28 protein-coding genes and 1 tRNA gene are annotated in these 23,248 nt (G+C 64.6%); 12 read left to right on the top strand and 17 right to left on the bottom strand.

What is annotated here, in order from left to right; genetic code table 11:
* Positions 1-43 precede the first annotated feature (43 nt).
* From ACVIYL_RS32875 to ACVIYL_RS32860, 4 genes are all read right to left on the bottom strand, one after another.
* A complete protein-coding gene (locus ACVIYL_RS32875; RefSeq protein WP_057018500.1) occupies positions 44-1,081 on the bottom strand; it encodes an aspartate-semialdehyde dehydrogenase in 1,038 nt (345 codons plus the stop codon).
* 244 nt (positions 1,082-1,325) lie between these two features.
* Entirely contained in the window at positions 1,326-1,943 is a 618-nt protein-coding gene (locus ACVIYL_RS32870) for a PepSY domain-containing protein (RefSeq protein ID WP_057018499.1), read from the bottom strand.
* 262 nt (positions 1,944-2,205) lie between these two features.
* Positions 2,206-2,967 (bottom strand): TetR/AcrR family transcriptional regulator, encoded by a 762-nt coding sequence (locus tag ACVIYL_RS32865; protein ID WP_253608676.1) that lies wholly within the window; start codon positions 2,965-2,967, stop codon positions 2,206-2,208.
* A 96-nt stretch (positions 2,968-3,063) separates the two neighbouring features.
* Positions 3,064-4,197 (bottom strand): patatin-like phospholipase family protein, encoded by a 1,134-nt coding sequence (locus ACVIYL_RS32860; protein ID WP_456781915.1) that lies wholly within the window; start codon positions 4,195-4,197, stop codon positions 3,064-3,066.
* Between the two features lie 249 nt (positions 4,198-4,446).
* On the opposite strand from ACVIYL_RS32860, the gene tgt reads away from it, so the two are divergent.
* Entirely contained in the window at positions 4,447-5,580 is a 1,134-nt protein-coding gene (gene tgt, locus ACVIYL_RS32855) for a tRNA guanosine(34) transglycosylase Tgt (protein ID WP_456780591.1), read from the top strand.
* Between the two features lie 9 nt (positions 5,581-5,589).
* Here the strand turns inward: tgt and ACVIYL_RS32850 are convergent, their stop codons facing one another.
* Positions 5,590-5,805, bottom strand: a complete 216-nt coding sequence (locus ACVIYL_RS32850) for a hypothetical protein (protein ID WP_028332087.1) — start codon at positions 5,803-5,805, stop codon at positions 5,590-5,592.
* Positions 5,806-6,029: 224 nt separating this feature from the next.
* Here ACVIYL_RS32850 and cysK point away from each other — a divergent pair, with 224 nt between their 5' ends.
* Complete coding sequence (gene cysK, locus ACVIYL_RS32845; RefSeq protein WP_456780590.1) at positions 6,030-7,004, top strand: cysteine synthase A; 975 nt, start codon at positions 6,030-6,032, stop codon at positions 7,002-7,004.
* Positions 7,005-7,022: 18 nt separating this feature from the next.
* The gene (locus ACVIYL_RS32840; RefSeq protein ID WP_050400483.1) at positions 7,023-7,262 is read left to right on the top strand and encodes a BrnA antitoxin family protein; all 240 of its coding nucleotides are present in this window, start codon (positions 7,023-7,025) and stop codon (positions 7,260-7,262) included.
* An 81-nt stretch (positions 7,263-7,343) separates the two neighbouring features.
* Here the strand turns inward: ACVIYL_RS32840 and ACVIYL_RS32835 are convergent, their stop codons facing one another.
* Complete coding sequence (locus tag ACVIYL_RS32835) at positions 7,344-8,219, bottom strand: DMT family transporter (protein ID WP_456780589.1); 876 nt, start codon at positions 8,217-8,219, stop codon at positions 7,344-7,346.
* Between the two features lie 231 nt (positions 8,220-8,450).
* Here ACVIYL_RS32835 and ACVIYL_RS32830 point away from each other — a divergent pair, with 231 nt between their 5' ends.
* Positions 8,451-8,849 carry a RidA family protein gene (locus ACVIYL_RS32830; protein WP_057018605.1) on the top strand — a complete coding sequence of 133 codons (399 nt, stop codon included), beginning with the start codon at positions 8,451-8,453 and terminating at the stop codon, positions 8,847-8,849.
* Between the two features lie 70 nt (positions 8,850-8,919).
* Here the strand turns inward: ACVIYL_RS32830 and ACVIYL_RS32825 are convergent, their stop codons facing one another.
* The 7 genes from ACVIYL_RS32825 to ACVIYL_RS32795 form a co-directional block, all read right to left on the bottom strand.
* Entirely contained in the window at positions 8,920-9,297 is a 378-nt protein-coding gene (locus ACVIYL_RS32825; RefSeq protein ID WP_256559005.1) for a hypothetical protein, read from the bottom strand.
* Between the two features lie 121 nt (positions 9,298-9,418).
* Positions 9,419-9,778: a hypothetical protein gene (locus ACVIYL_RS32820; RefSeq protein ID WP_076828571.1), complete on the bottom strand. Its 360-nt coding sequence runs from the start codon at positions 9,776-9,778 to the stop codon at positions 9,419-9,421.
* Between the two features lie 192 nt (positions 9,779-9,970).
* A complete protein-coding gene (locus ACVIYL_RS32815; protein ID WP_018271570.1) occupies positions 9,971-10,570 on the bottom strand; it encodes a formyltransferase family protein in 600 nt (199 codons plus the stop codon).
* Between the two features lie 121 nt (positions 10,571-10,691).
* Positions 10,692-11,981: a hemolysin family protein gene (locus ACVIYL_RS32810; protein WP_028332081.1), complete on the bottom strand. Its 1,290-nt coding sequence runs from the start codon at positions 11,979-11,981 to the stop codon at positions 10,692-10,694.
* A gap of 164 nt (positions 11,982-12,145) precedes the next feature.
* A complete protein-coding gene (locus tag ACVIYL_RS32805; protein WP_057018491.1) occupies positions 12,146-12,403 on the bottom strand; it encodes a hypothetical protein in 258 nt (85 codons plus the stop codon).
* A gap of 128 nt (positions 12,404-12,531) precedes the next feature.
* A complete protein-coding gene (locus tag ACVIYL_RS32800; protein ID WP_456780588.1) occupies positions 12,532-12,747 on the bottom strand; it encodes a hypothetical protein in 216 nt (71 codons plus the stop codon).
* Between the two features lie 213 nt (positions 12,748-12,960).
* Positions 12,961-13,107: a hypothetical protein gene (locus ACVIYL_RS32795; protein ID WP_176936926.1), complete on the bottom strand. Its 147-nt coding sequence runs from the start codon at positions 13,105-13,107 to the stop codon at positions 12,961-12,963.
* A 249-nt stretch (positions 13,108-13,356) separates the two neighbouring features.
* Between ACVIYL_RS32795 and ACVIYL_RS32790 the strand changes: the two genes are divergently transcribed.
* Together ACVIYL_RS32790 and ACVIYL_RS32785 are read left to right on the top strand one after the other, a co-directional pair.
* Entirely contained in the window at positions 13,357-13,548 is a 192-nt protein-coding gene (locus ACVIYL_RS32790; protein WP_310879275.1) for a hypothetical protein, read from the top strand.
* A 138-nt stretch (positions 13,549-13,686) separates the two neighbouring features.
* Positions 13,687-14,538 carry a 3-hydroxybutyryl-CoA dehydrogenase gene (locus ACVIYL_RS32785; protein WP_456780587.1) on the top strand — a complete coding sequence of 284 codons (852 nt, stop codon included), beginning with the start codon at positions 13,687-13,689 and terminating at the stop codon, positions 14,536-14,538.
* Positions 14,539-14,694: 156 nt separating this feature from the next.
* Here ACVIYL_RS32785 and ACVIYL_RS32780 read toward each other — a convergent pair whose 3' ends face one another.
* Positions 14,695-15,486 carry a hypothetical protein gene (locus tag ACVIYL_RS32780; protein WP_456780586.1) on the bottom strand — a complete coding sequence of 264 codons (792 nt, stop codon included), beginning with the start codon at positions 15,484-15,486 and terminating at the stop codon, positions 14,695-14,697.
* Positions 15,487-15,819: 333 nt separating this feature from the next.
* On the opposite strand from ACVIYL_RS32780, the gene ACVIYL_RS32775 reads away from it, so the two are divergent.
* From ACVIYL_RS32775 to ACVIYL_RS32750, 6 genes are all read left to right on the top strand, one after another.
* On the top strand, positions 15,820-16,080 hold the full coding sequence (locus tag ACVIYL_RS32775) for a DUF3551 domain-containing protein (protein ID WP_028340725.1): 261 nt from the start codon (positions 15,820-15,822) through the stop codon (positions 16,078-16,080).
* A gap of 87 nt (positions 16,081-16,167) precedes the next feature.
* The gene (locus ACVIYL_RS32770; protein WP_016846117.1) at positions 16,168-16,332 is read left to right on the top strand and encodes a hypothetical protein; all 165 of its coding nucleotides are present in this window, start codon (positions 16,168-16,170) and stop codon (positions 16,330-16,332) included.
* Positions 16,333-16,368: 36 nt separating this feature from the next.
* Positions 16,369-16,827: a hypothetical protein gene (locus ACVIYL_RS32765; RefSeq protein ID WP_456780585.1), complete on the top strand. Its 459-nt coding sequence runs from the start codon at positions 16,369-16,371 to the stop codon at positions 16,825-16,827.
* A gap of 522 nt (positions 16,828-17,349) precedes the next feature.
* Entirely contained in the window at positions 17,350-17,544 is a 195-nt protein-coding gene (locus ACVIYL_RS32760) for a hypothetical protein (protein WP_016846119.1), read from the top strand.
* A gap of 215 nt (positions 17,545-17,759) precedes the next feature.
* A complete protein-coding gene (locus ACVIYL_RS32755; RefSeq protein WP_456780584.1) occupies positions 17,760-18,665 on the top strand; it encodes a ribonuclease Z in 906 nt (301 codons plus the stop codon).
* Positions 18,666-18,807: 142 nt separating this feature from the next.
* Complete coding sequence (locus tag ACVIYL_RS32750; protein WP_057018484.1) at positions 18,808-19,044, top strand: hypothetical protein; 237 nt, start codon at positions 18,808-18,810, stop codon at positions 19,042-19,044.
* 364 nt (positions 19,045-19,408) lie between these two features.
* Here the strand turns inward: ACVIYL_RS32750 and ACVIYL_RS32745 are convergent, their stop codons facing one another.
* The 3 genes from ACVIYL_RS32745 to ACVIYL_RS32735 all read right to left on the bottom strand — a co-directional run bounded on the left by ACVIYL_RS32745 (position 19,409) and on the right by ACVIYL_RS32735 (position 23,205).
* The gene (locus tag ACVIYL_RS32745) at positions 19,409-19,540 is read right to left on the bottom strand and encodes a hypothetical protein (protein ID WP_256438746.1); all 132 of its coding nucleotides are present in this window, start codon (positions 19,538-19,540) and stop codon (positions 19,409-19,411) included.
* A gap of 561 nt (positions 19,541-20,101) precedes the next feature.
* Positions 20,102-20,177 (bottom strand) — tRNA-Lys (locus ACVIYL_RS32740).
* 178 nt (positions 20,178-20,355) lie between these two features.
* The gene (locus ACVIYL_RS32735; RefSeq protein WP_456780583.1) at positions 20,356-23,205 is read right to left on the bottom strand and encodes a glycosyltransferase; all 2,850 of its coding nucleotides are present in this window, start codon (positions 23,203-23,205) and stop codon (positions 20,356-20,358) included.
* Between the last annotated feature and the right edge of the window lie 43 nt (positions 23,206-23,248).

Below are 23,248 nucleotides of genomic sequence, written 5' to 3'. Positions count from 1 at the left end.
CGACAATGGCTGCGCCATTGCGCGGGGATGACGGTTCTTGCATTCACGCCATCGCGCGTTCGGGCAGCAGCTCGGCGATCTGCACCGCGTTGAGGGCGGCGCCCTTGAGCAACTGATCGGCCGCGACGAACATCGAGATCGAGTGACCGCTGGGGTCGCTGAGATCCTTGCGGATGCGGCCGACCAGCACGTCGTCCTGGCCGGAGGCGTCGATCGGCATCGGGAAGTAGTTCTTGGCGCGATCGTCGACGACCTTGACGCCCGGCGCCTGCGCCATCATCGCGCGCACCTGGTCCTCGGTGATCGGCTTCTCGCATTCGAAGGTGATCGACTCGCAATGCGCGCGCAGCACCGGCACCCGCACGCAGGTAACGCCGACCGCGATCTTCTCGTCCTCGAAGATCTTGTGGGTCTCCTTGATGACCTTGGTCTCCTCGTCGTTGTAGCCGGTCTCCGGATCGATCGCCGTGTTGTGGTTGAACAGGTTGAAGGCGTAGGGGTGCGGCATCACCTTCGGGGTGTAGACCTGTCCGTTGAGATTGGCGCGGGTGGACTCGACGAGCTCCTCCATCGCAGCTGCGCCGGCGCCGCTCGCGGCCTGGTAGGTCGAGATGATCACGCGCTTGATGCGGTTCTTCTGGTGGATCGGCCACAGCGGCACCAGCGCGGTGATGGCGGCGCAGTTCGGGTTGGCGATGATGCCCTTGTGGTCGCGGATGCGGTTGGCGTTGATCTCGGGGATCACCAGCGGCACGTTCGGATCCATCCGGAACGCCGAGGAATTGTCGACCACAACGGCGCCGGACTTCACCGCAAGCGGCGCGAACTTCCTGGAGATGCCGCTGCCGGCCGAGAACAGCGCGATGTCGACGCCCTCGAAGGCGCGCTCGGTCAGTTCCTCGATCACGATCGGCTTGCCGCGGAAGCTGATGGTCTTGCCGGCCGAGCGGGCGCTCGCCAGCGCCTTCAGCTTGCCGACGCGGAAGCCGCGCTTGTCCATGGTGGCGATGAATTCGGCGCCGACGGCACCGGTGACGCCGACAATCGCGACGACGGGATCGTTACTCACTTTGTCCTCCATTCGAGTTGTATTTCAGGCAACAAAAAAGCCCCGGACCTTCATCAGGCGGGGCTTCGGGTAGAGATGATGCGGTTCGACCGACTACGCGCGCACGCCTCCCGAGGCCCCGGAGGGCTTGGTGGTTTTGCTGGTGCGTTTGGTCGCGGTGATCATGGAGCGGACTTATGCGGGACAGATCGGCGTCCGTCAACGGCTTTTGGGCGAAAACTTGGCGAGAGAAAACTTGGCGAGTGCCGCGCCGGCCTCAGCGCCTGCGCGCGCCGGGCGGTTCGAGGATCACCTCTTTCAGGTCGCTGCCGGCGAGCACGACGATAACGAAATTGAGCTTGCCGCGTTCGCGCATCAGGCCACCGCTGATCGCCTTTCCGGAGGTCGTGCGCTCGGCCACCCGCACGGCGTCGGCGAGGCGATGCCGGAGCGCCCTCAGCACGGCGAGGTTGTCACGGTCTTCGGTGCCGAGCGACTTCAGCGGCGCGGCGGCCTCGCCACCCACCACTTCGCCGGTCGCCGCGTCAATGGCGTGCCGCCAGATGCGGTCCTGCTGCATGGTCTTGACCCGGTAGACCGCAGGCTCCGACGCGCCGTCGAAGCTGATGTCGGCGGTTATCGAACCGGAATGCAGCGCCTCCGCAATCGCCATCGCCTTGCGCAGCGAGATCTGGGCCGCCTGGAAGCTGTCGAGCTCGCGGCGAACCGTGTGCGCATCGAGCGCGGTGTCGTTATCCTGCGGGGTAAGCGCTGCAGCCGTTGAGCTCGTGATCGCGTGCGCCGGCGTCGCGAAGGGCAGGGCAATGAGCGCGGTTGCCAGCAGCCGCGTGCCGAATGCCCAATGCCGCAGTGCGTGTAATCGTCCCGTCGTCATGGTCGCATCCGTCGCGTCGAACCGCCGCCCGGGCAGAGAAAGTGCGGCCGACCTTTGTTAGTCAGAGGTCGGCCGCCGAACGTTCAGACGGAGCGATGGCGGCAGCTCCGTCGTGACGATCGAAGTGACAAGGCGACACGAAACCGTTGGGGGGCTGAACTTGGGTTCCGCGTCTCATTGCAACTAAACAATACGGTTTCGTTCTGTTTCCTTCAAGGCTCATCACGACAACGTGTGAGGCGATGCAACGATCCTAAAACTGTCAGCGGGCCGGGCGGCGGCGCGCCTTCGTCGCTTCCTTGATCGCCTCTTTGGCCGCATCGCGAAGCCGGTCCTGCGGCCCGACGGCGCCGGCGAGAAACAGCCGGATCGAGACTTCCATCCGGGTCTCGGCGGTCTTCATGTCGATCGGAATTCCGAATGTTGCCATCCGGTGGGTGTGGCCGACCACCATGTTGAGGAATGTCTCGGCCGCGATCGTGGTGTCCTCGAGGTCGAGGGCGCCTTTGTGGACCAGATGGTCGAAGAAATCCGCCGTGGTGGATACCGCCTTCGACCAGCCCTCGTCGACGGCAAGCTTGGCGACCTCGGGGAAATTAATTGCCTGCGCGGTCAGGATCCGGCTGAAAGCGATGGAGTCGGCGCTGCAATTCAGCACCAATAGCTGGCGTCCGAGCTCGGTCAGCCGTTCCTCGACCGAACCGTCGCAGTTGCCGCCGGCCTGCGCTTCGGCCGCCGCGGCGGCGAGCGGGGCAAGCCAGCGGGCGATCTCGCGGCGGAGCACCGCGGCGAACAGGCCCCGCTTGTCGCCATACTGACCATAGACCGTGGGCTTGCTGACGCGGGCGGCCTCGGCCACCGCGTCGATCGACGTCGCATCGAAGCCGCGCTCGAGGAACAGGCGGGTGGCGACCTCGATCAGCCGCTGGTCGCGCTCGATCGCAGCGTCCCGCGTCGGCCGGCCGCCGCGTGACTTGATCACGCCGCGCTTGGCCACCTTGGCCTTGGTTGCCGTCAATCCCATTTGCCCATTCATCTCGTTGTGCATCGGACGGGTCTGTCCGGTCTATAACCCGCGCCGTGCGGATTCGTCCATTCGGCGGTACCAGGAGCAGGCCGCTTAAGGGGGCGTCGCAGTCCAGGCCTGCCCAGCGGCGGCCTTGTCGTATCCGTACTGGTACAGCGCGCGCATATAGGCGGTGTCGAAGCCCTGCGATTCCGGAGCCGGATAGTCGCGCTCGATGTAGGACAGATGGAAACCCAGCCGGTTGCGCCGGGCGAAGTCATAGGTCGAGAGGATCACGGAGCGTGTCTGCGCCTGCGTGATCGCGGAAATGCTGCGGGAGGCGACCTCGATCGTCGAGTTCGAGACCAGCTCGAAGTTGCCCTCGAGCTTCTTGTTGACGAGGATGTAGATGTTCATGCGGCTGTTGGCGGGCCAGCCGCGCTCGCGGAACAGCAGCGCATCCGGCAATGTCAGCACCGGCGCGGTCACGCCGCCGTCGACATGCATCTCCTGGAAGCGGCGGCCCTGGCCTTCGGCGTCGATCATGATCGGCGGAAACACCAGCGGGATGCTGGCGGAGGCGGCCATCACGTCGCGAAACAGCTGCAGCGCCTCGGGCGTTCCGACAGCGGAGATTCGCCCCATGTCCCAGATCACCGTGCGCTGGGTGTCGAGATCGGTGGTGACGATCAGGAGCTTTCGGCCCTTGGCGTTTTCGCGCGCCACCTCGCTCAGGATGTCCGGACCGACGTAACGCGCCACCAGTTCGCGCAGCCGCTTGTTGCCGAACAGCCCGGAGCCGAACAGCACCCGCATCAGGCTGGGGTCCTGCAGCAGGCTTTCCGCGATGCCCGAAGTGTAGACCTCCTTCAGCGTGTCGTCGTAGCGCGGGCCAAGGAAGGCAAAGGGCGCAATCAGTCCGCCGGTGCTGACGCCGGAGACGACCGAAAAGGCCGGGCGGTTGCCGGCCGCGGTCCAGCCGTTGAGGACGCCCACGCCATAGGCGCCGTCGGCACCGCCGCCGGAGAGGGCGAGGTAGCTCGTGATTGGGGCGACGCTGCGCTTCTCGAACTTGAATTTTGACGCCGGCTCGTCGGCATAGCGGCGCAGCCCATCGAGGTCGAGCACCCGCGAATTGGCGGCGTCGGCGGCCGTGTAGGACATCCGCGGCAACGAGCTGCAGGCCGAAAGCGCCAAGGCGAGGCCGCACAGCAGGATCGCTTGCCGGATCGCGCGGGCATCCGTCATCCGAAGACCGGCGCCGGCGCGCTGGACGCTAGGGGGTAAGACCATCTCTGCCAGTCACGTTCGCGGATCGACGTCGCTGCGGGAAGCCGGTTGCCAGATTGTCGTCATAAAACGACACGGTTTCGTTTTATTTAACGGGACTGATGATGCAAGGCAAGCGTCCAGCCGGTTGTCCACGTTCACGAAGTCGCGCGAGGGCCGCTATCCGACGGGTTGATCGGGCACCGGCGACACGCAATAAGCAGCCGCATGACTCTTCCCAATCATTTCGAGCTGCTGGCGACCGACGGCGCCGCCCGCACCGGGCGCCTGACCACGCCGCACGGCCTCGTGCGGACGCCCGCCTTCATGCCGGTCGGCACCGCGGGCGCGATGAAGGGCATGCATTGGCGCGAGGTGCGCGATGCGGGCGCCGATATCGTGCTCGGCAACACCTATCACCTGATGCTGCGCCCGGGCGCCGAGCGCATTGCCGGACTTGGCGGCCTGCAGCGCTTCACCGGCTGGGGCGGCCCGATGTTGACGGATTCCGGCGGCTTCCAGGTGATGTCGCTGTCGGAGCTGCGCAAGGTGACCGAGAAGGCGGTGACCTTCCGCTCGCATATCGACGGCACCAAGGTCGAACTGTCGCCGGAGCGCTCGATCGAGGTGCAGCGGCTGCTCGGCTCCGACATCGCCATGCAGATGGACGAATGCGTGCGGTTGCCGGCGGAGCGCGCCGACATCGAGCGCGCGATGCAGTTGTCGCTGCGCTGGGCCGAACGCTCCAAGCGCGCGTTCGAGGCGGCGCCGGACGGCTACATGCTGTTCGGCATCGTACAGGGCGGCGACGTCCCGGATTTGCGGCACGCCAGCGCACGCGGGCTGACCGACATCGGCTTTCACGGTTACGCGATCGGAGGCCTCGCGGTCGGCGAGCCGCAGGCGGTGATGCTGGCGATGATCGAGGAGTCCGCGCCGGCGCTCCCGGTCGATCGGCCGCGTTATCTGATGGGCGTCGGCACGCCGGAGGACATCCTCGAGGCGGTAGCGCGCGGCGTCGACATGTTCGACTGTGTGATGCCGACACGGAACGGACGCCACGGCATGGCGTTCACCCGCTTCGGGCAGATCAATTTGCGCAACGCCCGGCACGTCGACGATCCGCGCCCGCTCGATGAAGAGAGCCCGTGGCCGGCGGCGAGCGGCTATTCGCGTGCCTATCTGCATCACCTGGTTCGATCAGGCGAAACACTTGGGGCAATGCTGCTGTCCGAAATCAACGTCGCCTACTACCAGCAGCTGATGCAGGGCATCCGCGATGCGGTGGCGAACGGCACGTTCGAGGACTTCAGAACGAAAACGCGCGCCGGTTGGGCGCGCGGTGACATCGCTCCAAGATGAGCTGTGTGATCAGTTGCACACGATCGGTTTCACCGCGTGTTTGGTAACGAACCCGTAACCGCAGTTGTCGCAGGTCCAGAGATAACTGATCAAATTGTCGAACAGGTACGCGGAGGCTTCCGCCGCCACCATGGAGTCCGCACACACCGGACAGGTCGGCAAATCGCAGCCGCGCGGATCGGGCCTGGACGCTGTGGTCGACAGAACTTCAGCGAGAGCTGGCATGTGACCTCCTTTGCGTTCTGAGCTGCACCTGACGAAAGTATATAAACCCATTTGTTTGACCTTGTCGCAACACAAATGCGTAGGTTTTACGTTATTTGCGCAGGTTCTATTTTGCGATGCAACGAATTCGCGTTGCGGCGGTTTCTCACTTGCGCGCCATGGTGCGCTGCTTCTAATGAGACAAGACCGCATATTCCCAGCACATCCGCTACAGGAGCCGCTTGATGGACGCGCCGTCGACAACGAGTGCAGTGCAACCCGGACGCGGCCGCGTCTTTGACTCCATCGTCGATGCGATCGGCTCTACGCCGATCGTGCGGCTGCGCAGATTGCCGCAGGCGGCTGGCGTCAACGCGACGATCCTCGCCAAGCTCGAATACTTCAATCCGGCAGCCAGCGTGAAAGACCGCATCGGCGCGGCGATGATCGTGGCGATGGAGAAGGCCGGCATCATCAACGCCGACACCGTGCTGATCGAGCCGACCTCGGGCAACACCGGGATTGCGCTTGCCTATGTCGCGGCCTCGCGCGGCTATCGGCTCAAGCTCGTCATGCCGGAATCGATGTCGATCGAGCGGCGGCGGATGCTGGCCTTTCTCGGCGCGGAGATTGTGCTGACCCCGGCCGCGCAGGGCATGAAGGGCTCGATCGCGACCGCGGAGGAATTGGTGCGCACGACGCCCAACGCTGTCATGCCGCAGCAGTTCAAGAACCTCGCCAATCCCGAGATCCATCGCCGCACCACCGCCGAGGAGATCTGGAACGACACCAGCGGCAACATCGATTACTTCGTCGCCGGCGTTGGCACCGGCGGCACCATCACGGGCGTTGGCCAGGTGCTGAAGCCGCGCAAGCCATCATTGCGTGTCGTCGCGGTGGAGCCGGAAGAGAGCCCGGTGCTGTCGGGCGGCCAGCACACGCCGCACAAGATCCAGGGCATCGGCGCGGGCTTTATCCCTGACATCCTCGACCGCTCCGTGATCGACGAGATCGTCAAGGTCAATAGCGCGACCGCGATCGAGACCGCGCGCGAGCTGGCGCGCAACGAAGGCATCCCCGGCGGTATCTCGTCGGGTGCCGCGATCGCTGCCGCCTTGCAGATCGGCAAGCGGCCGGAAGCGGCCGGCAAAACCATTCTGGCGATTGTGCCGTCATTCTCGGAGCGCTATCTCTCTACGGTACTGTTTGAAGGAATCTGAGACACAGGAATCCAGCATATGGCTGACCAGCCGAGGCGACCGCGAACCCTGAACGATGCCCGCAGCGAAGCCGAGGCGGCGTTCAAGCGCGCCACCACCAAGGTCGCGGACGCGGTGCCAAAGACCGTCGCTGTCCCCGGCGTCCGCGAGCAGGTCACGCTGCGGATCGATCAGGACGTGCTGGAGTATTTCCAGGAGGGCGGCCCCGGCTGGCAGGACCGCATCAACGCGGCGCTGCGCAAGGCCGCCGGAAAGTAACACCTTTCGAAACCGGGAGGCCCGGGACGATCCCCGGGCTCTGGCGGGCGCGGCCGCGCTGGCTGCGGCGCGACGCGAGCGTCACCTCGCGCGCGCCGGCTTCCTTGCGGTCGGTTTCAGGTTCATGAGGTTGCCGGCCAGGATCATGGCCGCGCCGAGCACCGTGTAAACATCGAGCCTTTCGGCATAGATCAGCCAACCGGCGATCGCCGTCAGCGGCACGCGGACGAAATCCATCGGGATCACGACAGTCGCGTCGGCGTGGAGCAGGGCGCGTGCCATGCAATAGTGCGAGAACGTGCCGCAGAACGCGATCACGGCGAGCCAGCCCCAGGTCGAGAGCGGCGGCCAGGTCCAGACATAGAGCGCAGGCCCGATGCTCGCGAGCGATTGCACCACCAGCATCCAGAACATGATCGTCAGCGTCTGCTCGGTCCGCGTCAGCGACTTGACCACGGCGACCGAGATGCCGAAGCCGACCGCCGCGGCGAGCGCGATCAGCTGGCCCGGATTGATCGCGCCGGCCGCCGGCCGCACGATCACGAACACGCCGACCAGGCCAAGCACCATCGCGACGATCTTCCACCGCGTCATCCACTCGCCGAGAAAGCTCGCCGCGAGGATCGCGGTCCAGATCGGCATCGTGAACTCGATCGCGACCACCTGGCCGATCGGGATCAATGTCAGCGCAAAGAACCAGCCGAGCTGCGCGCAGAAATGGATCAGGTTGCGCACGATATGGACGTGCACCCGTGCCGTCTTCACGATCGCAAACCCGCCATTCATGTGGATCAGCGGATAGAGCATCGCGAAGCCGAGCACGCCGCGCACGGCCATCAGCTGGATGACGTTGACCTCGCGCGTCGCCTCGCGGCCGGCCACCGCAACGATCAGCATCAGCGCGAGCCAGCCGGACATCCACAATGCTGCGCGGGTCTTTGAGGGCGTGCGATCCATGACGGGGAACGGCGGAGGAGGGGTGCCCGGTATCGGCGAGCTGCCATGAATTTGCAACGCGCAATTCCGTCTGCGCGGTGATGCGTCACCCACGCGATCTCTGCTAAGCAGCATCGACTACGCTGTCATCCCGGGGCGCACGTGAAACGGGCGAACCCGGGATCTCGAGATTCCGGGTCTGGCTCTGCGAGCCATCCCGGAATGACGAACGCCAAAAAGGAGGATCTGCTCATGCGCGTCTTGCAACCGGCCGAATGGTCGAAACCCCGCGGCTTCTCGCACGGTGTCGCGTTCGACGCGCCCGGCAAGTGGATCGTGCTGGCGGGGCAGACCGGCGGCGACGAGAAGGGCGACTACGCCCCCGAGATGGCCGCCCAGGTCGGCACCGCGTTGAAGCGCATCATCAAGCTGTTGAACGAAGCCGGCGCTGGCCCCGAGCACATCGTCCGCCTGACCTGGTACCTGACCAGCCGCAGCGAATATGAGGCCGCGGGCGCCGGTATCGGCGCGGCGTGGAAGGAGACGCTCGGGCGCAATTTCCCGCCGTCCACCTTGCTCTATATCGACGGGCTGGTCGATCAGCGCGCCAAGGTCGAGATCGAGGTCACGGCATTCGTGCCTGCGGCATAGCACCGCTGGGGCGTAAACAAAAAGCCCTCGGGGATGACCCGAGGGCTTTCCACGTTGGAGCGCGGATCGATTACTTCGACAGCGTGATGCTGGCGCCGCGGAACTGGCTGTCGGCCCTGATCGTGACCGCCTGCTTGTTGCCGCTGGTGCGCATCGAGATATCGGCGTTGAAGCCGGGAGCGCTGGCAACGACCTGGAAGTTGCCGCCGCCGCCGCGACCCTGCAACGAGCCGCTGACATTGCGGCTGGACTCGCTCCAATTGCCGCTGACCGCGCTGCCTTCGGCCTGCACATCGGCCGCCAGGTTGAACTTGTAGGCGTCGCTTGCGCAGGTGAGGCTCATGGTCATCCGGGGCCCGCCGACGTGATACGTCGCCCGGCAGCGGATGCGCTCGCTGGAGCCGTCGTCCAGCGTAACCGAGCCGGCGCCCGACCAGGTGCCCGCCATGCCGGCGAACGGGCCGGACTGGGCATGGCCCGTGGTGCTCGAGAGTGCGGTCACGAAAAACGCGGCGGCTGCAAATGCTGGCCGCCGCGCGATGGCAAAGAAACTTGCTAGGCTGGTGATCTTACTGACGGGATGCTTCCCATCGGCCGCTGCAGGGTACGCCAGCTGATGCCCCATTCCACTTCCCCGATCCGGAGTTGCCACTGAGTTGTCCGTTCGCATATGCACCATTGATCGAGACTCGCACAAGTCCCCCGCTGCCGACGGTGCCGGAGATCGCCGCGCCCTGTGCCGAGATCTTTCCTTCAGCGACGGTCACGGTCGAGCTCTGCGATGGTTCGCAGCTGCCGGTCTTGGTGACGACGGTGACGTTCCAAAGCCCGTCATAAGGCTGCTGAGCGGACACGGGAGCAGCGGTGAGGGCGGCAGCCGAGGCGACCGAAGTGACCAAAATCAGGTCGCGAATGCGGATCGAACGCATGAATCAAATCCCTGTAATTTCGTGTGATGACGCGGCTTATCCTGTCACAATGTGTTCAAAATTTGCTGCGTCGCGGGAGCCCCAAATGTTCCTGTGAACCCAAACACATCATGGTGAATTCGGTTCCGGATCAGGAACGGAAAATCCGAGCATGGCTTTTTCGAACGAGGTATTCATGTACCCTAGCTCGGGTTAGTGTTTGCCAGGGCTCAGATTCGGCGCCTTGGTCGCAAACTGCTCATCCTGGACCTTGGCCGGCAGCGAGCCGTTGACCTTACCATAGTCGATGACCTGGGCGAGCAGACGCAAACCGAGCGGCGCCAGCGCGCGCTCCCACAGCTCGCGGGCGGTCTCGCCTTTCTTGACGAACACCCAGTCCTGCGCGGCGATGGCGCCGGCGTCCATGCGGTCGGCGAGGTGATAGATGCTGCCGCCGGCGATCGGATCGCCTTCCTTGATGGTCCATTCCACCGCCGCGATGCCGCGGTGGCGCGGCAGCAGTGACGGATGGTATCCGATGCCGCCGAGCCTGGACGCGGCAAGCGCCTCCCTGCTGACCCGGGCGTGGCTGTGGGCGGTCACGATCAGGTCGGTGTCCGGCGCGATCTCGGCGGCCGTCACCAGCTTGGGATCGGCCTGGACAACGACTTCGATGCCGGCCGCCCTGGCTGCTGCCGCGAGCCGGTCCTCGCCGTCATGGACGACCACCCTGACCAGCGTGACGTGGTGTTCGCGCAGCATGTTCAGGGTCGTCACGCCGAAATGGCGGGAACCGACAAGGGTAATGCGCATGGGGATCTATTCCGTGGGGTTTACTCGGGGATTGCTCGGGCCGCCGCTATGCCGATAGCACACCGCGGCGGCCTGTTTCGCTGTCTTGCCGCTTATCAACAGGACGGCCGGGTGGCAAATGTCAGGCCGCCGGCTGCTTGCTGGCCAAAACCTTGTCGATGCGCCGGCCGTCGAGGTCGACGATCTCGAATTCCCAGCCCTGCGCGGCGGTTTTCGCGCCGACATCGGGGATCGCGCCGAATTCATGCAGCAGGAAGCCGGCCGCGGTCTGGTAGGGCCGCGGCGATGGCAGCGTGATGCCGAGCAGCTCGCTGAATTCCAGCGCCGGCATCCAGCCCGAGATCAGATAGGAGCCGTCGGCGCGCCGGACATAGGCAGGCTCGGCCGGGCCTTCCTCGGTGTGGAAGGCGCCGACGATGGCCTCGAGGATATCGGCGCTGGTGACGACGCCCTGGAAGGTGCCGTACTCGTCGTGGACGAGGCCGATATGCACTCTGGAGTCGCGCAGGATCGCGACCACGTCGCGGGCATCGACGGTCTCCGGAATGATCGGCGCATCGCGCGTCAGCGCGCGTATGTCGGGCGTCTGGCCCGCGAGGTAGACGTCGAGCACGTCTTTGGCCTGCACGATGCCGAGGGCATGGTCGCGGTTGCCGTCGAACACCACGCAGCGCGAGTGACTGCTCTTTTGCAGCGTCGCCAGGATCTCGGCCGCAGGGGCGGCGAGGTCGATCAGGCTGACCTCGTGGCGCGGCGTCATCACTGCGCCGACCGGCAGATCGCCGAGCCGCATCACGCCGGCGATCATCTCCTTTTCGCCGGGCTCGAGCACACCGGCGTTCTCGGCCTCCACCACCAGCGTCTTGATCTCGTCCTCGCTGACGCGGTCCTGTGCATCCTCGCGATGGCCGAGCACCCACAGCAGCAGCTTGCCTGAACGGTCGAGCAGCCACACCAGCGGCAGCGACAGCCGCGCCATCATGGTCATGGCCGGAGCGACCTTGACCGCGATCGACTCGGGATCGCGCAAGGCGATCTGCTTCGGCACCAGCTCGCCGACGATCAGCGAGGCATAGGTGATCACGCCGACGACGAGGCCGACGCCGACCGCGTCCGCGATGCTTGCGGACACGCCGAGCTCAAGCAGCCATTGGGTCAGACGCTGGCCAAGCGTTGCGCCCGAGAAGGCGCCCGACAGCACGCCGATCAGCGTGATGCCGATCTGCACCGTGGAGAGGAACTTGCCTGGATCGGAGGCCAGTGCAAGGGCGCGGCGCGAACCGCTGACGCCTCGTTCGACCAGCGCCGCAAGACGCCCCGGACGCGAGGAGACGATCGCGAGCTCCGACATCGACAACAGACCGTTGACGACGATCAAGACCGCCACGATCGCAAGTTCCAGATATAACACGGGAGTCCCTAAACATTGGCGGAGTTGGCCGCTACACGACGCCCAATATAGGCATACCGGAGCGGTTTTGCTGTGCCTTGTCGGGCGTTGCTGCACAAGCAGAGGGTGCGTATGGCCAGCATGCGGCAAGAGATCGCGGCATTTTGGCGCGCTGGCATCATGTCCTAGGCGAGGATCCGCAGCGCCGGCTTGGCGAACCTCCTGCCCGACGAGGCGGGCTGCATCAGCATGCGTTTGGAGGCGGCTTGCAGTTGCACGCGCAAATCCGCGTTGCATTGCTTCATCTGGTTGCGCAATTCGCGGCGGGAGAAGGCGGTGAGTGAGGGGTCCGCGAGTTGCTGCCAGGCCTTGCGCAGCCATTCCTGCAGTTCGCGAATGTTCTGATCCAGAACCTTCTGATCAAACACGTCGGGCTGGGTCATGCCGCCAAATCCCACGAAACGATCAGTTGCAAAGTAACGCTGATTCGCGTCGCTTCACCTAGCGCAATGTTGCGCAGGCGCGTTTGCGGCAGGGGAGATCGAAGGCTGCAGGCGTGTTCGTGTCCGCGTCAGCGAGCGTCGCTGGGCCCGGTGCGCAGCAAATCCAGCGCGACCGGCAGCGCGAGGAACAGCGCTGCGAGCATCGAGAGATGACGCGTCCGCGCGGCGGTCAGTCCGAGATCGTATTGGGCGAGATAGGCCAGCATGATCGCGATGTAGGCGGCGACGCAGATTGCGACGGCGATGCTTGCGAAATCGGTCTTGCTGTCGGTCTTATCGTCCACGGCGGCACCACGTCGTTGCGGGAGCGGTGTAGCGTGGCTCGGCTTCACCAACTATGAGCTGGATCACGAGCGGAGGAGCCGCTCCGGCCAAATGGCTTCGTGCGTCACGACGGGCCAACTGGCGGAGGCAAACGTCGCGATCAGCATTCCGCAGCAACGTGGCCGCGGCGACTCCAGCTCGGCCTTGGCGACCACCTGCCGCCAGCAAGCGGCCTAGCGGGGGCTGCGTTTCGGCTGGCCTTCGCGCGGAAGCTCGACCGGGATGTGGGGCGCGGTGCTCACCACGCGGGGGCTTCCGTCGGAATGGGTCTGGCCGTTGAGCAATGTCTCGAGCACCAAAAAGAATTTTTCAGCAAGCATGGGCGTAGCCCTCGTCGTCTAATGTCCTTGTGTCGCGGCGCGCCGCGGAAAATTCGATCAACAAAATGCGAGTCGCACCGGCATGGCGATGCTGCGGCGCAATGTCTCTCGCACGCAATCCGGGAGATTACGGCGCCCACGCCGTCAACCGAGGCTCGCGCGAAATAGTTGCCAGCTTCCTAACGATTGCCGGTGCAGCACGTGATGGCGCTCACCGTTCCTTCAAGGATGCACGTTATTGATAGGGGTATGGATCGTGACCAGGACATCGACGAGGGATTTGGATCGGCGCTGCGCCGCAGCTACGGGCGGCTGGCCTGGTGGATCGTCCGATTTAACCGCGTGCTCGAACCGTCGCGCGCGGCCGAACCACCGCGCACCCAGTTGCCACCGCGGCCGGCCGTTCCGCCACGGCGGCCTGTCCCGCCGCGCCCGGAATAGACCCCACCGGATTACCGGCTTCCGCTGTATCGGCCGTGCGGCCGGACTGCTATTCATGCGCCATCCGCGGACCCCCTCCGGTCCGCCGTTTTTGATGATGCGGCCACGCGGCCGCGCAAGCGACGAGGGACGAACGCAATGATTGAGACGGTTGGCATTATCGGCGCCGGGACCATGGGCAACGGCATCGCGCAGATCTGCGCGGCGGCAGGCCTCGGCGTGACCATGGTGGATATCTCCGACGCGGCGGTCCAGCGCGGCCTGAAGACGGTCGGGAGCAGTCTCGATCGGCTGGTCGCCAAGGAGAAGATGACCGCGGCCGATCGCGACGCGACGCTCGGGCGCATCAACGCGACCACCGAAAAGGCCAAGCTCGCCGCCTGCGATCTGGTGATCGAAGCCGCGACCGAGAACGAGGAGCTGAAGATCAAGATCCTGAAGGATCTCTGTGCGGGACTGAAGCCGAGCGCGCTGGTCGCAACCAACACCTCGTCGATCTCGATCACCCGCCTTGCGGCCTCGACCGATCGTCCCGACCGCTTCATCGGGATGCATTTCTTCAATCCGGTGCCGGTGATGGCGCTGCTCGAATTGATCCGGGGTCTGCAGACCTCGGACGACACCGTCGCCAAGGCCGAAGCCTTCGCCAAGCGGGTCGGCAAGGTGGCGATCACGGCGAAGAACAGTCCCGGCTTTGCAGTGAACCGCATCCTGTGCCCGATGATCAACGAGGCGATCTTCGCGCTGCAGGAAGGCATTGCCACCGCCGAGGAGATCGATGCCGGCATGAAGCTCGGCTGCAACCATCCGATCGGCCCGCTCGCGCTCGCCGATCTGATCGGGCTCGACACGATGCTGTCGGTGATGGAGGTGTTCTACACCGGCTTCAACGACCCCAAGTACCGGCCGGCGCCGCTGCTGAAGGAGATGGTCGATGCCGGTCATCTCGGCCGCAAGACCGGGCAGGGGTTCTACAGCTACAGCAAGTGAGGCCGGCGCGCGCCTGACCCCGTAATCATCCGGGATGGATCGCGCGGACAAGGTCGCGTAACGACAAGACCTGATCCGCCACGAGGCGGGGGACATCAGAAACGAGGCCCGGTCTCCTAGGCACACCGGGCCTCGTTTTTTTGTGGGATTCCGGGCTCAGTTGGCCGATGCGACCGGCGTGACGCCGGTTTCGTCGGGATCGGCGCCGAACAGGCCGACGAGGAACTTGTAGTAGTCCGGCATCTTCTCCTTCAGCGTGGCGCGCGTATAGGGTTCGTGCTCGGAATCCTTGCCGGCCAGGAAGATGCTCGCCGTCACCGCGAAGAACTCCTGCTGGTTCTTCAACGCGTAGGCCTCCTTGGCGAACAACTCCTTCGACTTGGCCTGGCTGAGGAAGCCCTTGATGCCCTTGTTCTCATAGCCGTTCGGCATCAGCCGGACGTGATAGGCGTGAAGGAACTCGTGCAGCAGCACCGGCTCCTTCGCGTAACGCATCATGTTCGGACGCAGCCTGATGATGCCGATGCCGGAATCGAGCGCAAGCGCGAGCGGATCCGAATTGGTCCATTGCTGCTTGTCGTGATCCCAGATGGTGACGTCGCGCGTCGTGCCGCGGTCCCATTCCGGCGGCGTCAAGCCATAGCAGGCCGCTGCCGCGCCTTCGTCGAGACACGCCATCTCGCTCGCAACGATCGGCACGCGATGGAAGAACTGCAACACCTTCGGGCTGAAGCCCGCGGTTTCCACGACGTCGAGCTGGCGGCGGACCATGTCAGCGATGCTGGTAACGTCCTTGCGGTCGGCGTTCTCGGAGAGATCGAAGACGTAGCCGCGATATTTCTCGACGCTGCTTGGTGCCGCCTCGGACGGCCCCGACATTCGTGGTCCGGCAACGGCCGGGCCGGCCGCAAGTGACAGGATCATTGAAGCAATGAGCGCGCTGCGCATGATTATCCCCCGTGCGACGAGCCCTCTCCGGGTGTCGTCGTCCATTGAGCCGCGCGGGAGACTAGGGCAGCCGCCTTGCGGCGCGCTTAAGTCGTACATTTCAACCGGGCATCTGCGATTAGGCGCCGGTTAACTACATGCGCTGGGATGGCCCGGCGGGCAGCGGGTCTGGAGGCCGCGGGGGCCGATGACCCGTCAGCCGGTCCTCACCGTGCCGCGACCGGGCTTTGAGCCATCGTCACAGCTTCTTGAGGCGGTGCCCGGAAACCTCGCAGATCCTGCCGCCGTACCTAGATCAGCGGCTGGGAGCCGATTGAGCAAGGAAACACGATCATGCGCAGGACGAATTGGGCAATTCTGGCGTTCGCGGCGCTCGGAACGAGCTGGATTGTCGGTTCCGCGTCGCCTGCGGCGGCCGATCCCTACGAGTATCCCTGGTGCATCCAGGGCCGGCAGGAGGGATATCCCGGCTATTGCGGCTACCAGACCTATCAGCAGTGCCAGGCATCCGCGTCGGGCCGCGACGCCTATTGCGGCATCAATCCGCGCGTTGCCTTCAGCCAGCAGCGGATGGCGCCGCGGGCGTTCCGCTGAGCGGCGCGAGGAGGTCGGGCATGCGACCGTCGGGCACGATGGTTGCATAGCTGACGGTCGGATCATCATTTCTGCCTTGGAGCGAATATGGGCGAGATCATCAGGTTCATCTCGAAGTCCGAACGCGAGCGTGCGCGTCTGATCCGCGAGGCGCGTGCGAACTATGAGCGCATCTTTCCATCGGCCGACCCGGCTGATGCGCAGGGCGCCGCAGACGAGGGCAGCGGCAGCGAGGCGTCGTCGAAGCCGTAGCGCGCCGGTATTGCGCGCAAGGGGGGCGGAGCGGCGATGTGGCAGCGTTTGTGGCAAACTTGGACGATCGACAAGCCGGCCGCGCTTGGCGATTGGCTGTGGCAGATCCTGGTCGTTGAGCTCGCCGCCTTGCTCGATCGGCTGACGTTGCGGAAGCTGATCGCGCTGATCCCGGTTGCGATCGTGATCGGCGCCTATTGGCACCGGATTCCGCTTCCTCCCGAGCTGATGCTGGTCGGCGATGTGCTGGCCTATATCGACATCTTCTCGATGATCTTCCTGATCGGCTTCTTTACCCGGGTTGCGACGGTTGTGGCGGTCGTCAGACAGGCTATCGGTCTCGTCCGCGGCGTGATGCAGCATGTGCCGATGGCGCTGCACAGGTTTGGCGTTCGTCACCGTCGTGCCAAGGACGGTCCGCGCCGCAAGCGGCTGATGCATGCGAAGACAGATGACGATGGCGCCGCCGGCATGGCAGGCTTGGCTTGGGCCTAGTCCGACGCGATGTGGCGGTGACGAACGCGATCGTGGCGTCTATCGCGGCTGCCCGGCCTGATCGCCATCATCCGCCTTCGGCCGGGCCGGGCTGTGCGCGGACGCGCCGTCCTGGCTCCGCCGGTGCGAACTGGAGAGGTCGGTCGCGGCGTGCTGGGATCGATGAAACGCGATACCCATCTGGAAACTCCAGACGCCAAAGAGCAGCGCGCCTGCCACACAGGCCGCCACGAAAGCCCAATCGCGTTTCCTCATCGGTCCAACAAAGCCAATTCGATACCGCACCAACCGCGTGTGCTCCGAGGCTCGCCAAGCGAGCCCGCCGCATTGTGAGACGATTGCATGCGCTTGTCGATCCGCGCGGCTCACCCTCGCATCGGTTACGGAGCGGTGATCATCAAATCCTGCGTCCAGAAACACTCCGACCAGATTGCGCGGCCCCCGCAACAAACTTGCCAAACTTTCACTAGGGCGCTGGCGCACTGAGTTCGAAAATGCAGGACCCGATCGGACGATTCGCCAATGACCGAACTTGAGGAGCTCAGATATTTCGAGCATCAGTGCCTGGAGATGGCGGAGCAATCCACGCTGCCGGATGCCCGCCGCGCGCTCCAGATCCTGGCGCGCAACTACGCCGCCGCGGCCGAAATCGTCGAACGGCGCGCGCAATCCGCCAACACTGCGCTCGCGCAGCTGTTTCGATGCTTGAGGCTGTGACCGGTTGAAAGCGTGACGAGGGCACCGCGTGCGCCGGTCACGACGATCGATCCCGTTGGCGCGGATGCGGTCTGCCCGTAACGCCGCCGGCTTCAGGACGCCTCGGTCCACCTTCGTCGGTATCGAAATGCTTGAACACATCGGGCGACGCTGCCATCAGATTGCGCGATCCCGGCGGCATGGCGCCGTCGGCAGTCGGAAGGCGAGGTGCTGCGATGTTCTCGCTGACTTTTCTGGGAACGTCGGCGAGCGTGCCGTCTCCCGAGCGCAATCACCCGGGCATTCTCGTCGAGGCAGCCGGCAGTCGTATTCTGGTCGATTGCGGCGAGGGAACGCAGCGCCAGCTGCTGCGGAGCGGCGCCGGCTTTCGACGGCTTGATCACCTGCTGCTGACCCACGGGCATTTCGATCATGTGCTCGGCATCCCCGGGCTGTTTTCGACCCTCCGGTTGCGGCAAAGTTCGGATGCGATGACGATTCATGCCGGGCCCGGCACGCTCGATGTCGTCGTCCGGATGCTGGCAGGCCTATGGGGCGAGGGCCGAGCGCCGATCCCGCTTGATCTGGTGCCGTTGAGCGAGGGGCGAGTCCTCGACGCCGGCGAATTCACCATCGATTGCTTTCCGGTCCGCCACCGGGATACGGACAGTTTCGCTTTCTCCTTTCAGAGCGCGGTGCGCCGGCATCTCCTCCCGGACCGGCTTCTGGCGCTGCGCGTGCCTGATGGGCCGGTTCGCCGGGAGCTGGCGGAGGGCCGGCAGGTGAAGCTGGACGATGGTCGCACCATCGATCCGGAGCAGGTGCTTGGCCCGGCCCAGGGGCGAAAGAAGCTCGTCATTGTCGGTGATGCTGAAGCAACCGAGGGGCTCGCCGAACACGTCGGGGACGCCGACGTGCTGGTGATCGAAGCGACGTTTCTCAAGCGCGACGCGGCCATCGCGCGCGACTACGGGCATTTGACGGCCAGCGAAGCCGCCGCGCTCGCGGCGCGGAGCGAGGTCAAGCAGCTCATCCTCACCCACATCTCCGGCCGCTACCCGGACGAGGACATTCTGGCGGAGGCGACGAGGACTTTCCCGAACAGCCGGATAGCCATCGACTTCGAACGCATCGCTATCTGAGTGCGCGCCGCACGAACAACGTTTCATTAACCCGACTCACGCAACGTCGTCCCAGGCCGTCTGGATGGGCCGCTAGCAGAAGGCCGCCACGAGTGACTACGTGGCGGCTTTTTGCGTCCCACAGTGCCAAGGGAGACGACCGATGGACTACGGCGCCTTCACCGACGCCAGCCTGAAGATGATGTACGAAGCCGTCCGCGGTGCGCTCAGAGCCGACGACGAATTCGAGGCAGCCGGCGAAGAGCCAAAATTCCGCGTCCGCGCGACGCCCGAGTGGAAGCGGCATGCCGGCAGCCTCGAGGCCGAGATGCTGAAGCGAGGGATGCAGCTCGATATCATCGACTGGACAGGCGGTCAGGGCGAACTGCCGTTATCTTGACGGCCGAACTCCAGCAGCGCTCCGAATGTTCGCTCCGAATTGTGCGCTGAACGGCGCGCTTGCGCCGTCATGCGTCGCGCTCCACCCCTCGGCGCGGGGGCGACCTCTCTGACGCGGGCTGCTTTCGAGCTGCCTTGAGCTGTTCCCCGATCGTTCCCTTTCAACGACGACGCTGGCCCGATCAGAACGTCCAGTGGCCAAAGCTGAATTCCGCAAGGGCCTAATTTGCTCCACCGATGCGCCGCCATTTTGCCGCGCCTCGTTCGCTTTGCCCAACTCTGTTCATATACCTTACGAGGTAACACAGATGTCATCTGTTCGCGGTTTGTGTCGCCACCGATCGGGGTACTCGATCTAACTTTGTCTACGGCTCGGGCTTCAGGGCGTCCGTCAAGGCCTGCTTTATGTGTTCGGCCTGTTCCTTCGTCAGCTTCTCGGCGAAGTGGCCGTCTTTCTTCAACTGCGCTGGACCCTTGAGCTCTCGATCATAGACCATCCAGTCGGTGCTTCCTCTCCGAACGACAAACCTTGACTGTAGGGGCGCTGCGTATCTCAACGATACCTCCCAATGAATCCAGCTGCTCGTCTCCAAAAGACACATCCGGTGACAGCTTGTTCCTGAACCGGGACACTGAAATTTCCTGCGCCACCTAAAGAGCAAGGCTCATGCCGGAATACGCGCGCCGCCGACCGGTCCGGAGAACCGCAGGCAGGCTCGACGCCGGCGACGCCGAACGTGATGACTGCGACAGGGAGAGCAACGAGCCGTTGGCGTCCGGATGCGTCTGGTCCGAGCATTGGGATTGCAGTTCTGACCGTCCCGAAAAATTACGCCGCCGGGCCCGAAATGGTTTGTCCCGGCGACGCCCTGTTCTTCCAGCCTCTGGGCCCTGAAATCCCCAGCGCCGAAAACCTACTAAAGATCACGCCGAACAACTGTGGCTTGGTTCACACAAAATTAAGAAGAAGAGCCGGCGTCAGGGCCCGGGCCGGCTACCCAACACCATGGGAGCGACGTCACTGCCGCACGGAAATTTCGCGAATGTTTGAATTTGTTTGGTGAGCGCGGAGGGACTCGAACCCTCGACCCCATGATTAAAAGTCACGTGCTCTACCGCCTGAGCTACGCGCTCACTCACCTGAACATTAGATCCGGACGCCAGCGGTGAACCGCTCCGGATCGTGCTCCAGCCCGCGCTGTGTAGGGGGCAGGGCCCATCGGGTCAATAGCCGAGGGGCGCTCAATTGTGCACCGACGCGCCGGATTTGCTGTTCCGGCGCCTGTGCTTAGGGCCGCTTCTTGAAGTTGGCTCAGTTGTCGCGGCGGATTTCCGAGCCGACCGGCTGCGACGGGGCGGCGACCGAGGGCAGGCTGACCGGGCGCAACCCGATCAGTTCCGCGGTGCGGATCGCGCTGTTGCGCCAGAATGCGAACTCGTTGATCCGCGAATTTTCCAGGATCGCGATGGAGACCGCCGCCAGGAATGGCAGGCTCTGCAACACCAGGACGCCGGCGAAGATGTAGATCTCGCGCACCTGCTTGTAGCCGTTGGTGACGACAAGCACGACGGCGCCGATCAGCAGCAACACGCCGATCACGGCTTCCCAGAACGCCTGGAACTCGATCGACATCCGCGACAGGCCGCCCTTGGAGGTGCGGGCGAACGCAAGATGCTCGGTGATCAGGCCCTGCGCCACCGCGCGCGACACCGTCCACTGCACGCTCATCGCCGCGATCATGGCTCCTAACATCTGGCCGGCCTTGATGTTCACGCGCAGCCGGTAGAGCGCGACGAAATGCACCAGCGAGACGATGAAGGAGGCGATGATCGGCAGCGTCAGAATCTTGTCGGGGATTGCGATGTCGGCGAAGGCGACGATTGGCACCCAGATCAGATTGAGGATCGCGACCACGACGCCGAGGCTTTCGGCGCCGAGCCAGTTCAGCCAGCCCAGCGAGAACTCGCGGCGCTGATCGGGCGTCAGCCGGCTGGCGCCGGGCAGGAAGCGCCGCCAGTGCTTCTTGACGATCTGGAAGCCGCCATAGGCCCAGCGATGGCGCTGCTTCTTGAAAGCCTCATAGGTGTCGGGCAGCAGGCCTTCGCCGTAACGCACATTGGTGTAGTGCGTGAGCCAGCCCTGCTGCTGGATCGAGAGGCCGAGATCGGTGTCCTCGCAGATCGTGTCGCTGGACCAGCCGCCGGCCTTGTCCATGGCGGCGCGGCGGATCAGGCACATCGTGCCGTGCACGATGATGGCGTTGAACTCGTTGCGCTGGACCATGCCGATGTCGAAGAACCCGGCATATTCGCCGTTCATGATGTAGTGCATCAGCGAGCGATCGCCGTCGCGATGCTCCTGCGGCGCCTGCACGAGGCCGACGCGCGGATCGGCGAACGCCGGCACGAGATCCTTCAGCCAGTCCGGATGCACGACATAGTCGGCGTCGATGATGCCGATGATCTCGGCATCCGCCGCGGTGCGGTCCATCGCGATGCGCAGCGCACCGGCCTTGAAGCCCTGCACCTTCTCGGCATTGATGAACTTGAAGCGCTCGCCGAGCAGCCGGCAGTGATCCTGGATCGGCCGCCAGAAGTCGGGATCGGGCGTGTTGTTGATGATGCAGACGCACTCGAAGTTCGGATAGTCGAGCCGCGACACCGCATCGAGGGTCTGCTTCAGCATCTCGACCGGCTCGAAATAGGCCGGGATGTGGATCGAGACCTTCGGAAACTTCACGTTCTCGCCGATCGTGGCAGGCGCAAGCGGCTCGCTCTTGCCGATCAGCCGGCGCGGGCCGCGGCCGAACGCCACCGCCGCGATCTCCTCGATCCGCGCCATCGCGATCAGGACCAGCGGAACCAGCAGCACCAGGCCGAGGCTGAGCGCGAAGGCCGAGCCCCAGACGAAGTAGTGCGTCGTCCAGTAGGAGAACACCGTCGCGACCCACGCGCCGACGCCATTGGCGGCCGCCGACAGCAGCAGCGCCTGCATCACGGTCGGTTGGTCCAGCCGCAGGATCGGCAGCGACATGAACAGGCCGACCAGGACGGCGACCAGCGCGATCTTCCAGTAGTTCGGATCGGTGACCGGTCCGGTCCAGGCGAACTTTGGCTCGCGGTCGGCATTGAGGATGCCCCAGTAGGGGCCGACGCCGCCTTCGAAGAACTTCCAGGGCTGATCGATCGCCTCGACGATGTTGTAGTCCATGCCGATGGCTTCGGCGCGGGTGACGAAGTTGCGAAGCACGGTGGCCTGCTGGAACGGGCCGGGAACGGCGCTGCGCAGATTGTAGCCCTGGCTCGGCCAGCCGAATTCGGCAATCAGGATGCGTTTGCCGGGGAAGGAGTCGCGCAACAAATTGTAGCGGTCGACCGCCTGGTCCACCGCCTGCTTGTCGGTGAAGTTTTCCCAGTAGGGCAGCACGTGCGCGGCGACGAAGTCGGACGAGTTGGCGAGCTGCGGATGGTCGCGCCAGATGTTCCAGATTTCACCGGTGGTGACGGGAACGTTGACCGACTTCTTGACCCGCTGGATCACCTTGATCAGCCGGTGCACGTTGTTTTCAGCGATCGCCCACTTGATCGCTTCAGCGCGCTTGCTCAAACCGCTGCTGCCATCTTCATCCGGCTGCATTTCCGCGTCGTGGAGGCGCTGCGCTTCCTCGCGAAGAATCCTCTCGGACTCCTCGGGGGGCACGCCGATCTCCGGAACCGAGCCGAGGTTTTCCAGCGGCACCTGCTCGCCACGGAATACGGTTTCGTTGCCGACCACGATGCCGATGACGTTGCTGTTGCGCTTGGCCAGGTTGATCGCGGCTTCGATCTCGCGGTTGTTGCGGTTGGCGTCCTTGTCGATCCACGCGCCGACCGTGACCTTCATGCCGAATTCGGCGGCGACCGGCGGCACCAGCTCGTTGCCTTCGGTCGATGAATAGAGACGGACCGCCTTGGTGAGCGTGGAGAGCTTTCGCAGGTCGGTGCGCACCTTCTCGGTGTCGGCGGCGACGTCGGCGACGGTGTGGCCGGACTCGAACGGAGCGTAGGACAGGCTCGGCAGCGTGCCACGGAAATCGGGCGCCGGCTGCTTCTCCTGGAAGAGACCCCACAGGGCGGCGTGGGCGGCGGTGACAAGCAACAGGACGGCGACGACGGCGCGCATCGCGGTTAAACCATACGGGGCCTGAGATTGAGGACTAAGCGAA

This window comes from Bradyrhizobium sp. USDA 3315, assembly GCF_054056795.1.
This window is presented reverse-complemented; position numbering and strand designations above follow the sequence as displayed.